This is a genomic window from Blochmannia endosymbiont of Camponotus quercicola (genome assembly GCF_059935335.1).
In genome coordinates this window covers 361,311-377,219 of record NZ_CP011794.1, presented here as the reverse complement: position 1 = coordinate 377,219, position 15,909 = coordinate 361,311, and the positions used below count along the sequence as shown (strand labels likewise).

Sequence of the window (15,909 nt, the reverse complement as noted above, 5' to 3'; positions counted from 1 at the left end):
TTTTTTACATTAATTTAAATATAAACCTCTTAATTCATCATTACAATATATCATGATTTGGATATACCCAGAACAATTATTTACAGAATTAAAGAAAGAACTGAAATTTGTTTATTTATTATTAGGAAATGATTCTTATTTTTTGCAAGATAGTTGTCTAAATATTATAAATACAGCTAGAATACTAAATTTTAATGAATTTGTTAATATAGAGTTGAATATATATTCTGATTGGAAGGACATATTTAATTTATTTAAAATGTCGAGTTTATTTACAAAACGAAAAATATTGATATTAAATTTTCCTCGAAATTATCCTATCGCTTATTTTAACAAAAACGTGCCTTTACTATTCTCATTGCTTTATGACGATTTAGTATTAATTTTATACATTCATGAATCAAATCAAATTAATAAAAATAATATTTGGTTACAATGTTCTAACAAAATAGGAACATTCATTGATTGTAGCACTCCTACACATACACGCTTAATGGTATGGATAGAAAATCAAGCTAAACATATGAAACTTGTCATAGAAAATTTAGCTAGTCAACTATTATGCTATTATTACGAAGGTAATTTAACATTATTACATCAAACATTACATAATCTCTCTTTAATCTATCCTGACGGAAATTTAAATTTCATACGTGTCAAAAAAATAGTAACTGATTCAGCATGTTTTAATATAAATCATTGGATAGAAGCAATTTTGATAGGAAACAAACAACGTGCTGATCGTATTTTGCAAAAATTAGAATATACGGGTGTTGATTTAGAAGTATTATTACGCAACATCAAATCTGAAGTATTGATACTAACTAATCTCAAATATAATATGATGCAAGGAAAATCATTATTTAATTTACTAAAACAATATAAAATATATAAAAAATATCATTTCATGTTACTGGCTAGAGCGATAAAACGACTAAGTTTATATCAATTACACCAAGCAGTAGGATTATTATCAGAAATAGAATTAGCATATAAAAAAGATTATGTGCTTTTATCTCGATCAAATTTTGAATTATTATCGCTTATATTATGCTACGATAAAAAAAACGTGCTTGATAATGGTTTTTAATTTAATACGTCGTTGCCATATGTTTCTATGTTTAGTATGTAAATTTTACTTGCTAGAATAAGTCTGATAATTATTATATTAGGTGCCAATCACTTATACATAAGATACACGCGTAAGTTCTTTATTACAATGATTTACAGTAAATATTGTAATAGATTTATGTTATTACACTAATATGTATATAAGTAATTTTTTATTTTTTAACATTAAAATATAGTTATAGGTGTATATGTCTTGATGATTGCTTTATTTAAATTGTTATCATGTCCATTTAAGTTTATGAAAATAAAAAAACACAACAACAAATTAGTAATTTATGTTTATTTTATTTGGAATATCTATAACAAACATAGATCGAACAGTTATTTTTTATTAGATATTAACAATATCTATATAATAGATCTTGTTTATTTTAAAAATTTAAAAAATTAATAAGATAATCATTGTGTTATTTAGTCAAATACCATACATTAATTGTGTAAATATAATAAAAAAGTTATATGTAGTATATATACCTGGGTATTAAATTGTGCGATCCAATACTCTGAAAGAATTTATAATTAATGTTATCAATAACGTACAGGGACAGAATATTATGTGTTTTGATGTGCATAATAAAACTCACATTACAGATATTATGATTATTTGTACTGGTATGTCTAATCGTCATGTAGTTTCTATATCTCAGGATATATTATATCAATCCCGTAATGTGGGGTTAAAACCGTATGGTATAGAAGGTATGAGTATTGGTGAATGGGTGTTAATAGACTTAGGCGATTTGGTTATACATGTAATGCAAAAAGAAATGCGTAAATTGTATGAATTAGAAAAACTTTGGAGCTGATGGAAATAACAGTTCATTTATTAAATAAGTGCATAATTATTTATATCGATTATTCATATCAGATATAAGTAAGTTTTAATTACATGAAGTTAAATGACTATCAAATTTTGCATGATTATTCAGCTGAGTCGTCGTTGTTTACACGTCGTATAACGATCGCATGCGTTTTCATTATGTTAGTCATTAGTATTTTGTTTACTCACTTATACCAGATACAGATAATTAATTTTAATGTGTATACTACTCGTGCCAACGAAAATCGTATTAAGATTATTCCTATCCCACCTAAAAGAGGGATTATTTATGATCGCAACAGAATAGCTTTAGCATTAAATCGGACTGTTTATCAATTAGAAATAATACCAGAAGATACAATTAATTTAAACCAAACGATTCATGAATTGAAATTATTATTAAATTTAAGCGATTATGATATAGCACATTTTGAAAAAGCTCGAAAACGTTCTTCTCAGTGCGTTTCATTACCTATCAAAATTGATTTGACAGAAGAACAACAAGCTCGGTTTGCTGTTAATAAATTTAAGTTTTCCGGAGTAACAATTAGAGGTTATCAGCGTCGTTATTATCCTTATGGATCCGATTTAACTCATGTTATTGGATATGTTTCCAAAATTAATGAAGAAGATATAAAACGATTAAATAAAGAAGGTATTTTGGGTAAGTATATTGCAGCTCCTAACATAGGAAAATTAGGGATTGAACGGTATTACGAAAATATTTTACATGGTACCCCAGGTTACGGAGCTGTAGAAATAAATAATCGTGGAAAAATTATTAGAGAATTATATAAAAAACCTCCAATACCGGGAAAAAATATTGTTTTGACATTAGATTTAAATTTACAACAATACATTATAAAATTATTGGTAGGAAATCGGTCTTCGGTAATAGTTATTGATCCACGAAATGGTGGCATTCAAGCTTTAGTTTCACATCCTAGTTATAATCCCAACCTATTTGTCGATGGTATTTCTAAGACAGAATATAGTATTTTATTAAAAGACAATAATCACCCTCTGCTTAACCGTGCTACCCAAGGGATATACCCTCCTGCATCTACAGTAAAACCTTATATTTCTGTATCTGCTTTAATATTAGGCGTAATTCATCAAAATTTTTTATTTTCTGATCCTGGATGGTGGCAATTACCTGGTTCAGAAAAACGTTTTCGTGATTGGAAACGATGGGGACACGGAGAACTAAATATCACAAAAGCTCTTGAAGAATCTTCTGACACTTTTTTTTATCAAATAGCCCATAAGATGGGAATAGATAACTTGTCAGAATGGATGAACAAATTTGGATATGGCAAATATACGGGTATTGATCTGTTCGAAGAATTAACTGGGATCATGCCAACTAAAGCATGGAAAATACAACGGTTTAATAAACCATGGTACCAAGGAGATACAATACCCGTAGGAATCGGACAAGGATACTGGGCTGCTACTCCGATACAAATGTCTAAAGCTTTAATTACTTTAATTAATGACGGCAACGTGCGTATTCCACATTTACTTGATAGTATTTTATTAGAAAAAGATTATATTCCATATCATCAAACAGAATATAATCAAGTAGGAGATCCGAAATCAAATGTATGGAAAATTGCTAAAGATGGGATGTTCGGAGCAGCTAATCATCCAAATGGCACAGTAAGTAGCAGTTTTTCTGGAGCTTCATATAAGGCAGCGGCAAAGTCTGGTACCGCGCAATTATTTAATTTAAAACACAATCAAAACTATGATCCAACTAAAATTTCTGAATATCTTAGGGATCACAAATTGATGACTGCCTTCGCTCCGTATGAAAATCCTACGGTAGCTGTAGTAATAATTTTAGAAAACGCCGGAATTGGAATATCAATAGGAACAATCACAAGAAAAATATTTGATTATATTTTATTGAAATAGATAAATACTTAATTGGATTATTTTTACTTATTTTATTCTCTAACTAGTTAGAGTGATGTATTCATGGATCAAATTATTAAAAAAAAATCATTATGTAATAAATACCATATTGATTTAACATTATTTTTGCTTATCATTTTTTTATTATTATATGGAACTTTCATAATGTGGAGTGCGTGCGGTCAAAATTTTGAAATAATGCGACTAAAAATATTTCAAATTATGGTAGGATTATTTATTATGTTTTTTTTAGCACAGATCCCACCTAGAGTTTATGAAGTCTGGACGCCTTACATATATTTTTTATGTCTTACATTGTTAGTGTCAGTCAACATGATTGGGCAAATTAGTAAAGGAGCTCAACGTTGGTTAGATTTTGGTATAATACGATTCCAACCATCAGAGATAGTTAAAATCTCTGTCTTGCTTATGGTAACATATTATATTGATAGAGGACAACATCCACCATCCTTAAAAAATGTTGGTATAGCGCTATTATTAACTATAACTCCTACTATACTCATGTTAAATCAACCAGATTTAGGTACAGCGATTCTAACAGTTAGTTCTGGATTTTTTGTATTATTCTTATCTGGAATTAGCTGGAAATTAATTACGTTTACGCTATTATTAATGGCTTCATTTATTCCTGTATTTTGGTTTTTTTGTATGCACGAGTACCAAAGATCTAGAATAACAACGTTATTACACCCAGAAATTGATCCACTAGGTGCTGGATATCATATCATTCAATCAAAAATTGCTATCGGTTCAGGTGGTTTAACTGGAAAAGGATGGCTACACGGGACACAGTCACAATTAGAATTTTTACCAGAATGTCATACTGATTTTATTTTTTCAGTGATAGGAGAAGAACTAGGGTTTTTTGGAATATTAGTATTATTGTTGTTGTATTTAGGGATTATATTGCGTGGACTACTTATTGCTGTTAATACACCACATATGTTTGGGCGTTTAATCATTGGTAGTTTTATGTTAGTATTATTCATGTATATTTTTGTAAATATTGGTATGGTCAGTGGTTTGTTACCGGTAGTAGGTATTCCATTGCCGTTAATAAGTTATGGTGGCTCGTCTTTATTAGTATTAATGGCAGGATTTGGTATTGTTATGTCAATGAATGGACACAAAAAAATGATTTCTAAAATTTTGTAAGTTAATAAAATGTTGCAGAATAAACAATTAATGTATTATTTTCAATAATAACTTATACATTAATAACATACAAGTAAACATAACAAAATAACAAAAAACTTTATGATATTGTTATTCACGATATATACGCAATTGTTTTTATATTACGAAAACAATAGATATAAATTTTATTATTGATAAACAATTTGTTTTGATAAACATCGGCTTTGTTTTCTATAAAATACAATAAATATACAATCGTAAAAGAATATATTTTTTAATTATTTATTTCAAGATCAATAATTTTTAATGTATAAAAAAATTATTTTAGTGTGTGTTTCTACGAATTTGCATGATACATGTAACCCCAGAAATCAATAAAAACATTCCAACTAAAATTAAAGGAGACGGCCACAATTGTCGATGTATAAACGAATATATTAAACCTGCTACAGTTTCTACCACAATCAATGGGCCTATTAATGTTGTTGGTAATCTTTGACTAGCTTCATTCCAACAAAATGTTCCTAACCAAGAGCAACAAAATCCAATTAACACCATTAATAAAATAAAAAAAATCGGTCTGGGCCCAAAGGGTAATACGAATTCGTCTTGCATAAGATCTGAGCAGTAAGTACATGAAAAAACATAAACGAGACATGACAATGGCAATGTAACTACTCCTTGTGCATTAGCCCAAGTCATAGGTTTATTATGTGGATGTGTTTTTAACCAGTATGCATTCCTTAATGCATACCACGCCCAACATAAAACAGAAATAATTGCTAAAATTATTCCGCTTACGTATTGCCATATACTGCATATGGAAAATTCAGATTTTAATTCGGAGATATTTACACATAGTACACCTGTCCCCATCAGACATAATGATATAAGCAAAATATGGTTTGGTAATTTTTGTTCATTACGAGAAATAATATGTGTCGTTATAGTTAACATCAAAGGCAATGTGCCGATAATAGCTGTTGAAATTGGCGCTCCAATTCGTTGAATGGCACTTGTTAAACATGTATAATATACTAAATGTCCTGCTAAAACTAATTTTATTGCTTCTAACCAATCTTTCAATAACAATTTACGCAAACGTGCTCTATCATACCATGATAGCGGTAACGAAATTAATCCAAACGCAATATAACGACCAGATGCTTGTAATACACTAGGATATTCTGGTATTAACAAAGGACCAATAAAGATTAATCCCCACAACAATCCCGAAATTACAGCAAAAGTAATTCCCAATATCATGACATTTTTACTATACTAATAAAATATGCTCGATACTATTATTTAGTAGAAGTCTATTTTTTATTAAATCAAAAGTACGTCTTATTAGTATACACATTTTAATTAAACAATGTTATATGATGTCTTTAATAAGACCTTGTTTATTCCTGTTGATTTAATTAATATAATTGTAGCATTTATCTACGATAATGCGCCCTATAGGATTCGAACCTATAACTTACAGCTTAGAAGGCTGTTACTCTATCCAATTGAGTTAAGGGCGCTGTTACTTATATATATTTACCAAATAATAAAGCTCTTTTTTCGAGATATCCAATTAAATCAAATATTTTCTTTTTAAGAAAGTAGATATTTAAAAGAAATATACAATTTTAGAACTAATAGTAATATATATTAATAAATAACATCATTGTGTTTATACATAACTTGTTGGATGCATTTTAAAATGATCGCTAAAGTAATTGATGGTAAATATGTTTCTGAAGAAATAAAAAAAGAAGTAGCTAAACAAGTGCGTAAAAATATGAATTCTGGAAAACGTGCGCCAGGATTAGCTATGATCCTAATAGGGCATAATCCAATTTCTAATATATATGTAACTAACAAGAAAAAAGCATGTGAACAAGTTGGTTTTATTTCATTTCTCTATACTTTACCTATTACAACAACTGAAAATGAGATTTTTCAATTAATTGAAACCTTAAATAATGATAATCGTATAGATGGCATTTTAATTCAGTTACCATTGCCAAATAAGTTAAATAACATAAATGTTTTAGAGCGTATTTCCCCTGAAAAAGATGTAGATGGTTTTCATCCGTATAATGTTGGACGTTTATGTCAAAGATCTCCTGTATTACGCCCTTGTACCTCTCGAGGTATTATAACTCTGTTGGAATGGTATAACATAGATATGTTTATACTACATGCAGTTGTGGTTGGAGCGTCAAACATTGTGGGTCGTCCTATGACGATGGAATTATTATTAGCAGGATGCACTGTATCTATTACTCACCGTTTTACTCAAAATTTAAAAATTTATATTGAAAATGCTGATTTATTAATCGTGGCAATAGGTCAAGCAAATTTTATTCCTGGTAGTTGGATAAAACGAGGATCTATAGTAATAGACGTCGGCATTAATCGTTTAAACAACGGAAATATAGTAGGCGATGTTCACTTTTCTAGTGCTTACGAACGAGCTGCATATATTACACCTGTTCCCGGTGGAGTAGGCCCAATGACAGTAGCTACGCTTATTCAAAATACTTTACAAGCTTATGAGACACACCATTTTGTGAGATGATTTGCATTTGTGCCACCGTAATTATTTTATTGTATTACTTATATTATTACAATGCCATGTTGTTATTCCTGTGGGACCGTCCTCTAATGTTATTCCCATAACGGTTAGTTTTGTCCGTATTCTATCAGCTAATTCCCATTGGTTATTTTTACGTGCAACTGCACGACGTTGGATTAATTTTTGAACTTTTTCAACATGACAATTTTTATCATTTTTCAATGCTATTTTTTTTAAAAAAATCTCCGGATTTTGATATAATAATCCAATAATATTTGCTAAATATCTTAAGGTGGCAGCTATACCTTGAGTAAGTGAATGACGTTTAATTTTTAAATCATTTAATCTATGTGCTACATCAAATAATACTGAATACGCTTCTGGTGTGTTGAAATCGTCATTCATTTTAGAGATAAATTTTGATATAAAGTATTCCCCCCCATTAGGTTTAGTTGCAGGATTAGTATCTCTCAAAGCGATATAAAGTCGCTTCAAAGAATTTTGTGCGCTTCTAAGATTATTATCGGTATATTTTAGTTGACTGCGATAATGAGCAGACAATAAAAAATATCTTATTGTTTCGGGATCATAATTTTTTAAAATATCACGTATAGTGAAAAAATTATTTAATGATTTTGACATTTTTTCATAGTTTAGTAACAACATACCAGGATGCATCCATATGTTGGCATAAGGAGCATCATTAGCACAAACAGATTGAGCAATTTCGTTGTCATGATGAGGGAAAATTAAATCTGACCCCCCACCATGAATATCTAATTGGTTACCGAAAATAGAATAATTCATAGCAGAACATTCAATATGCCATCCCGGACGTCCTGAGCCCCATGGAGACGACCAATAAGGTTCACCTAGATTAGATGTTTTCTTCCACAGCACAAAATCCATGGGATTTTTTTTTATATTTGATATTTTTAAGATATTGTGTATTTCGGGTAGATTTTTTGGATTAGATAAGATACCGTAATTGCGCATAGTTTTCACAGAAAACATTACATCTCCGTTAGGAGCAATGTATGCATGTTTTTTAGCAATCAGTAAACAAATAAATTTGATAATTATATCAATATGTTCAGTTACTTTTGGTTCATAATTTGGACGTAATATATTTAATGCATCTAAATCTAGATGCATTTCATGAATCATACGATTAGTTAATTGTTTGATAGTTTCGTTATTTTCATATGCTCTCTTTATAATTTTATCATCTATATCTGTAATATTACGAACGTAATCTACTTCATATCCACAATAACGTAAATAGCGAATAATGCTATCAAATGCTATAAATGTCCTAGCATGACCAAGATGGCATAAATCATAAACAGTAACACCACAAACATATATTTTAATTTTACCAGCAACAATAGATGTAAATTTTTCTTTTTTTCTTGTTAAAGTGTTAAAAATTTTAAGCATTTTAATTTATTCTATAATGTTATAATATGTGTTATATCTCGTATGTGATATGTAAGTATTCATAGATTTGTAGAATTCTCACATAACAATATTATATATAACTTAATCACTTAGCATTGGGAGTCATCGTCTTCATGTAAAAATATAATATATGTTATGTTAAGAATAAGTATATGGCAATGGTTATCGCATAACGAGTTTAATAGTTATAGATAATCGTATTATCTGATTGATATATAAATTTTTAATTTATATAAAAAGTTATGTTTATTCATATAAGTATTTTATTTTACCAAAACTAATTTTATTAAATGAATTTTTATTTAGTTTCTAAATTTTAATTGGATGATTTCGGTGTAAAATATCAAAAATATAATAATAACCAGTATTTTAAATTTAAAATATGTATGTCTATTTTATTTGTTTCAGATGTTCATTTATGTGCTCAATCTCCAGATATTACTAATAGATTTTTAAATTTTTTAAATTATCGTGCAATACGTGCTCAAGCTCTTTATATTTTAGGAGACTTGTTTGAAACTTGGTTAGGAGATGATGACTATAATCCGTTACATATCGATATTGCTAAAGCTTTGAAAGCACTAAATCAAAAAAAAATTTCATGTTATTTTATTCATGGAAATCATGATTTTTTATTAGGAAAAAAGTATGCTAATGCCTGCGGAATGACGTTATTATCTTCAAAGCAAGTTCTAAAATTAGCATCAGGAAAAAAAATAATTATTTTACACGGAGACATTCTGTGTGTTAATGATACTTCCTATCAATTATTTAGAAAATGTTTGCATCATATTATAGTACAACGATTATTTTTATCATTACCATTATCTATACGTTCACGTATATTTAAAGTGATACGTTCATACTGCATACAACACAAAAAATATAAGTCAAAAAAAAAATTAGATATCAACTTTAAAATAGCTACAGATATATTGATTCAGAATCATGCAGATATTATGATTCACGGACATACTCATCAACCAGCAATCCATAAAATCTACAGATCCAATAAAAATATTTTTAACATAATGGTGTTAGGATGTTGGAGTAAGTACGATTCAATAATAGAAGTGAACGAAGAGAATAACAATATATTATTTACAGAATTTTCACTAAATAAAACAATTAATTATTAAATTATACTTTTACTTTAATCATTTATATATCTATATGTAACACATATAGATTTTCTTAATAGAAAAATAAAATATTTTTTATTTGAGATAATATTTTTAAGTAATTTTTCAAGTGATGCTAAAAACACATGACTCGTTATTTTTAATATTTCTAATGTACACATAAGATTGAAAGTTTTTTATTTAAACCTATTTATTATGATTGTTTAATATATGAAGGTATAATTTTTTATTACTAAAAATATTTGAGTATAATTACTTTGAAATTTTTTCTTATAGTATTGGTTTGTTTATTTTATAATTTATAATTTTAAGGTTTACATTGTTTATTCAATTAACATTAACATCCACATATCTGTATATATAAACACTTATTTAAATGACAATATCAACTGTTGTGTTGCATAATATCTTCTTATGAAACTAACTATGTTCGTCAAAGCAATAAGTACCGTAAATAATTTTAACATACTCAAATAACTCAATATAAAAAATTAACGTTTTATGATGGGTAATTATAATTAATACCGGTGATTATTATGGGGTATTTTGTCGCTGCTACCGTGTCTACTACTATATACCTATGCAATAAAATTTTTTAGCATACCTCATGAACCAATAATATTGATTAATTCTTTATAGATTTCAAAAATTTCACGATTTCCATCAACTGAAAAATATTGTAATTCTTTATTTTTCGATGCTCGTTGATAATAATCTAACACTGGTCCAGTATGTTTATAGTAATTATTTAATCGTTTACGTATAGCTTCTTCGTGATCATCTTTTCGGATAGTCAATATTTCTCCAGTAACATCATCTAATCCATAATTTTTAGGTGGATTAAATTTAATATGATACGTTCTGCCAGAACGCATATGTATTCGTCTACCTATAATACGATCAATAATTATAGAATCTGATACAACAAATTCTATAATATAATTTATAAAAATTTTATATTGTTCCATAGATTTTACTTGTATAATTGTTCTAGGAAATCCGTCTAATAAAAATCCATTACAGCAATCATTTTGATTAATACGCGTGTTAATTAGTTGCACCATAAATTCATCATTTACTAAATCACCAGTATGCATAACATTTATTACGTTTTTATGAACTTCATAGGATTCACACGAATTTTTAATTAACGATTGACGTAACATCATGCCTGTAGAAATATTTGGGATGTTATACTTATTGGTAATAAGACGAGCTTGTGTTCCTTTTCCAGATCCAGGAGGCCCTAAAAGTACAATACGTATCAAATTTAATTCCTAATAAAATCACATAAACATTAATAGACAACGTTATAACACATCAAATATTATTTATTCAGACATAAGTGGCTATATTTATCTAAATGTATGATCATAAAGTTTCAAAATTTATATTAATCTATTTTTAAAAACTGTCATTATATTATTATATCATATTATAGTTTGTTAACTGACTACTTCATATTATAGTAATAATATTTCTATGATATTTTTTTATATTAATCAATACATATACAAACAAATTACTATTTTTATTTTATAATAAATAATGATTAATAATTAAAGTAAAATGAATAATATGTGATAAATCAAAAAATTATACACGTGTTCTGAATGAATTTTTTGTTTAATATAGCAGCGATCATTGATCGAATATTTTTTCGTGGTTTTATGATCAAATAAAATTTATATCGATTTAATAAATTGAATATCATATATTTTTAATACTTTAATATGTACAACAGTAATTAAATGATGATAGAATTACAAAATTTTATTTAAATAAATCATCATTAAATGTTAATTTTACGTTTGTTATATACAATCGAGATATAACTGAAGATAATGCATTTTATTTACTAATTCTTATAGGTTTTTATTTTAATATCAAAGCACTTGAATATCATTTTCATCTATTTCAGCATCAAAAAAAATTTTTATCATTTTAACATATGGATCATTTGAAAATTCTTCTTTTATTGATGATATTTTTTCTTTATATAAAATATGAAGATATTCCATTGGTGTTTTTATTTCATAATTATCATCTTTTTGTATATGCAATTTTATTGGTATACCCATATCATTACTGAGTGATTCTTGTATTGTATTGCGTAGTACTGTGGAATTTAAATGTTGGTATTTAGATCGAACATGTAGGCATATTGCATCTGAAGAAATTTTTTCTTTCCACGCATTCATAACTAATTTTTTGGCTAGTTTTGGTAATGATAATTGATATATTTGTGATATCCACGAGTCTTCGCTCATTGCTTTTTGGAATATTTCTTTTATGTAATTAGGAGTGTTTTTCTGGTTTTTATGGCAGTCTTCTATATCATTATTGTTATTATTAGATTCTGCATATCTTGATAAATCTTGACTAATTTTGTCAACACGATTAGAAGTATTTCTTAACGTTGTTGTATTAATATTGGAAAATCGCTCTAATATACCTTTTATTTTTTTTTGAGATTCTAAAGTTAAATTTGATCTTTTTTCTGTTGTGTTTAATTTGTTATATTGTTTATATTGTAATAATTTTGAGCGAGCTTCTAATATTTTAGAAGTAGTATCTGTAACTTCAATATTGGAGGAAGATATTGAAATTTTTGATTTGGTATTATTATCCGAACATAATTCAGATTGTTTTAAATTTAAGCGCAGTATATTACTTATATTTTTTGGTTTTTTTGTATTTAATACATTGACATTGCTATCTTGATCATGATGTATTGATTGAGAAAAATCAGTAATAATATGTTGTTTATTATTTCTATCAATCATAGAGTTGTTATCTGATTGCATAACTTTTGAAAGTATATTACCACCATTACCATTTTTTTTATTTGTTGCATCTGTATCTGCTGTATCAGGACAAAAAGCTAACGCTCTTAACATAGTCATTTCTATGCCCATACGATAATTAGGAACGTAAGGTAATTCTCGACGACCTATCAGAAATATTTGATAATATAATTGTACATTTTCTGGAGTAATACGATGATTTAACTTATGTATACGTTGATTGATGTGTTGTGTTGAATTGTTATCTTCTCGTTTTACAGAATTTGATAGAAATTGACTTATAGCTATTTTCTGAAAAATAATAATAATTTCAGTTAAAATGTAATCCCAATTAATTCCCAAAATAGACAAATTTTCAATTTGATGCATAATACTATGTATATCTCCATCAATTAAACTTTCAATTAAACATAATGGATGCTCTACATTTGATATGCCAAACATATTATTAATAACTTTATTAGTTATTTCATTATTTCCTAGAACAATGGCTTGTTCTGTTAAACTAAGCGCATCGCGCATACTTCCTTTTGATGCATAAGCTAATGATTCTACAGCGGAAAGTTCTATTTTTATATTTTCCTTATTAAAGATATATGTTAGTTGAGTTATAATTTGAGAAACATCTAAAGGTTTCAAGTAAAACTGTAAACATCGGGATAATATAGTTTCCGGTAATTTTTGATATTCAGTAGTAATTAAAATGAATTTTACATGTGCGGGTGGTTCCTCTAATGTCTTCAATAAAGCATTGAAACTATGGCGCGATAACATATGCACTTCATCTATAAGGTATACTTTGAAGCGACCTCGAGATGGCATATATTGTACATTATCTAGAAATTCCCTAGTATCTTCTACTTTAGTACGTGATGCCGCGTCTATTTCAATAAGATCAATAAAACAACCTGATTCGATATCTTGGCAACTACTACACTGCCCACACATAGTATATGTTGCGCCTTGATCACAGTTTAATCCTTTTGCAAATAATCGAGCAATAGTAGTTTTTCCTACTCCTCTCGTACCAGCTAATATATAAGCATGGTGAATTTTATTTAATTCAAAACTATGCTTAATTGCTTGGAGGATATGTTCTTGTCCTATAATATCAGAAAATTTTTTTGGACGCCATTTACGGGCAAGTACTCGATAACTCATAAGATACAACTCGTATAGTAATTTTTACAAATAAAAGAATGAATTTTTATTGATTTCGTAAATATATTCTTAATAATCAGAAAACGTTACTAAACTGTAGGAATTTATTCCTACAGTGTTTAATAATGATTTACCGCCTAAATTTTTCAAATCTATTATAAATCCAGCATGATTTACTTCTCCTCCTAATCGTCTAATTAATTTTACCACTGCCGCAATTGTTCCACCTGTTGCAAGTAAATCATCTATAATTAAAACATTATCACCTGGAGTAATAGCATCGGTGTGTATTTCTAGAAATCCACTATCATATTCTAAAATATATGGCTCGCTAATAGTATCACGCGGTAATCTTCCTGATTTACGAGCCGGAATAAAACCTAATTTTAATATTAATGCTAGTGGAGCGCTAAATAAGAATCCCCTAGCTTCTATTCCCACTATTTTAGTTAATGTATGATTTCTGTAATAATGAGCTAAAAGAGTAATACTTGCTGAATATGCTTGAGGATTTTTTAATAATCCGGTAATATCACGAAACAAAATGCCTTTTTTTGGATAATTGGGTACAAATTTAATATTTTTCTTGATCAATTCTAGTTGTTGATCCATAACATTTATCATATTTTTCCCAAAGTATAAACAAATGATTTAATTCGATCTATATACATAAATATATAGAATTGTCTTTTGCACTAAACTTTATAAGATTGATTTAGTAGTAAAATGTATGATACGGTATCTTGTGCAAAGATGTAGTGTATTGTATAAATATTCGTATTTTTAAAAAATTATTTTTCAATATCAAAATCAATATATATATATATGGCTATGTGCTAATAAAATAATTTATTACTATAAATTAGTATATTAATTTGTTAATAGTATAATAAAAATATGGCGTATATGATACATATATATATATTTAGTGAAAATTTCAAGTGTTTATTTTAAATAAATATGAATGTTTATATATGTGATTATAGACTTATTAAATTAAATATTTTAGGACAATGATATTACGAATACAATTAAAAATATATATCTAATTTATTAAATATTGTTGATAGCGTAGTATATTTAACTTTTTTATATTATAGTACGGAATACTAATAAAGTCAGTATGATATATTTTAATTTTAATAATTTATTAAATATGCATAAATTTTAAATACTGTTAAATTAATTAAATTACATTTAATTAATTTAACAACTTATAGTGAATATTTATTCTATATATATATATATGGATACGCTAAAGATTAAGATTATGAATTTTAAATGATTTTAATTTTTTAGTAAAAATGATTAAAATTGAGACTCAATGCATTTTATAAAATACGAAACTATAATTGCAAAATACATAGTTGAAAAGATAAACATTATATGAGATGGTGTATATTTGAGATTTTTTTGCTGTATTACAGCTACTATTGTTTATTCTAAAAGTTTCATAATTGATAATTATGAAAACAAATAATACTAATTCATATCTCTAATGCTATTAGCACAATACTTATTAAATATACTTATGAACTATATGTATCTTCTTAGATACACAATTAGTCAACACAAATACCATCTGTCGGGATGCTAAACAAAAAATACATTACAACTTCTTATTACGGCTGCTTCTTTCCAGATCTGACCGGTTTTTAAAAAATTACCATGAATAATTTGATAGCACCCCTTCTAAAGATTATCTATGATTATTTTAAACTTTTCAAGTAGTAATTAAAC

11 protein-coding genes and 1 tRNA gene are annotated in these 15,909 nt (G+C 27.3%); 6 read left to right on the top strand and 6 right to left on the bottom strand.

Annotation, left to right across the window (positions count from 1 at the left end):
• Positions 1-52: 52 nt before the first annotated feature.
• The 4 genes from holA to rodA all read left to right on the top strand — a co-directional run bounded on the left by holA (position 53) and on the right by rodA (position 5,047).
• Positions 53-1,090 carry a DNA polymerase III subunit delta gene (gene holA, locus CBquer539_RS01600; RefSeq protein WP_500836712.1) on the top strand — a complete coding sequence of 346 codons (1,038 nt, stop codon included), beginning with the start codon at positions 53-55 and terminating at the stop codon, positions 1,088-1,090.
• Between the two features lie 529 nt (positions 1,091-1,619).
• Complete coding sequence (gene rsfS / locus CBquer539_RS01595) at positions 1,620-1,937, top strand: ribosome silencing factor (protein WP_500836711.1); 318 nt, start codon at positions 1,620-1,622, stop codon at positions 1,935-1,937.
• A gap of 83 nt (positions 1,938-2,020) precedes the next feature.
• Positions 2,021-3,871: a peptidoglycan DD-transpeptidase MrdA gene (mrdA, locus tag CBquer539_RS01590; RefSeq protein ID WP_500836710.1), complete on the top strand. Its 1,851-nt coding sequence runs from the start codon at positions 2,021-2,023 to the stop codon at positions 3,869-3,871.
• Between the two features lie 63 nt (positions 3,872-3,934).
• Positions 3,935-5,047, top strand: coding sequence for a rod shape-determining protein RodA (gene rodA / locus CBquer539_RS01585; RefSeq protein ID WP_500836709.1), 1,113 nt, complete (start codon positions 3,935-3,937; stop codon positions 5,045-5,047).
• Between the two features lie 306 nt (positions 5,048-5,353).
• On the opposite strand, the gene CBquer539_RS01580 is transcribed toward rodA, so the two are convergent.
• Positions 5,354-6,295, bottom strand: a complete 942-nt coding sequence (locus tag CBquer539_RS01580; RefSeq protein WP_500836708.1) for a DMT family transporter — start codon at positions 6,293-6,295, stop codon at positions 5,354-5,356.
• A gap of 189 nt (positions 6,296-6,484) precedes the next feature.
• Positions 6,485-6,558, bottom strand: a tRNA-Arg gene (locus CBquer539_RS01575).
• Between the two features lie 182 nt (positions 6,559-6,740).
• Between CBquer539_RS01575 and folD the strand changes: the two genes are divergently transcribed.
• On the top strand, positions 6,741-7,601 hold the full coding sequence (gene folD, locus CBquer539_RS01570) for a bifunctional methylenetetrahydrofolate dehydrogenase/methenyltetrahydrofolate cyclohydrolase FolD (RefSeq protein WP_500836707.1): 861 nt from the start codon (positions 6,741-6,743) through the stop codon (positions 7,599-7,601).
• A 21-nt stretch (positions 7,602-7,622) separates the two neighbouring features.
• Here folD and cysS read toward each other — a convergent pair whose 3' ends face one another.
• Positions 7,623-9,038, bottom strand: coding sequence for a cysteine--tRNA ligase (gene cysS / locus CBquer539_RS01565; protein ID WP_500836706.1), 1,416 nt, complete (start codon positions 9,036-9,038; stop codon positions 7,623-7,625).
• Positions 9,039-9,445: 407 nt separating this feature from the next.
• On the opposite strand from cysS, the gene CBquer539_RS01560 reads away from it, so the two are divergent.
• Entirely contained in the window at positions 9,446-10,198 is a 753-nt protein-coding gene (locus CBquer539_RS01560) for a UDP-2,3-diacylglucosamine diphosphatase (RefSeq protein ID WP_500836705.1), read from the top strand.
• A 608-nt stretch (positions 10,199-10,806) separates the two neighbouring features.
• Here CBquer539_RS01560 and adk read toward each other — a convergent pair.
• From adk to apt, 3 genes are all read right to left on the bottom strand, one after another.
• The gene (gene adk / locus CBquer539_RS01555) at positions 10,807-11,466 is read right to left on the bottom strand and encodes an adenylate kinase (protein ID WP_500836740.1); all 660 of its coding nucleotides are present in this window, start codon (positions 11,464-11,466) and stop codon (positions 10,807-10,809) included.
• Positions 11,467-12,087: 621 nt separating this feature from the next.
• Positions 12,088-14,169 carry a DNA polymerase III subunit gamma/tau gene (gene dnaX, locus CBquer539_RS01550; protein ID WP_500836704.1) on the bottom strand — a complete coding sequence of 694 codons (2,082 nt, stop codon included), beginning with the start codon at positions 14,167-14,169 and terminating at the stop codon, positions 12,088-12,090.
• A 69-nt stretch (positions 14,170-14,238) separates the two neighbouring features.
• Positions 14,239-14,793, bottom strand: a complete 555-nt coding sequence (gene apt, locus CBquer539_RS01545; protein ID WP_500836703.1) for an adenine phosphoribosyltransferase — start codon at positions 14,791-14,793, stop codon at positions 14,239-14,241.
• Positions 14,794-15,909 lie beyond the last annotated feature (1,116 nt).

Bases quoted from the DNA above. Each gene is read 5' to 3' on its own strand.
- cysS (WP_500836706.1), bottom strand. From the start codon at position 9,038: ATGCTTAAAATTTTTAACACTTTAACAAGAAAAAAAGAAAAATTTACA.
- CBquer539_RS01560 (WP_500836705.1), top strand. From the start codon at position 9,446: ATGTCTATTTTATTTGTTTCAGATGTTCATTTATGTGCTCAATCTCCA.
- dnaX (WP_500836704.1), bottom strand. From the start codon at position 14,169: ATGAGTTATCGAGTACTTGCCCGTAAATGGCGTCCAAAAAAATTTTCT.
- holA (WP_500836712.1), top strand. From the start codon at position 53: ATGATTTGGATATACCCAGAACAATTATTTACAGAATTAAAGAAAGAA.
- folD (WP_500836707.1), top strand. From the start codon at position 6,741: ATGATCGCTAAAGTAATTGATGGTAAATATGTTTCTGAAGAAATAAAA.
- rodA (WP_500836709.1), top strand. From the start codon at position 3,935: ATGGATCAAATTATTAAAAAAAAATCATTATGTAATAAATACCATATT.
- CBquer539_RS01580 (WP_500836708.1), bottom strand. From the start codon at position 6,295: ATGATATTGGGAATTACTTTTGCTGTAATTTCGGGATTGTTGTGGGGA.
- apt (WP_500836703.1), bottom strand. From the start codon at position 14,793: ATGATAAATGTTATGGATCAACAACTAGAATTGATCAAGAAAAATATT.
- mrdA (WP_500836710.1), top strand. From the start codon at position 2,021: ATGAAGTTAAATGACTATCAAATTTTGCATGATTATTCAGCTGAGTCG.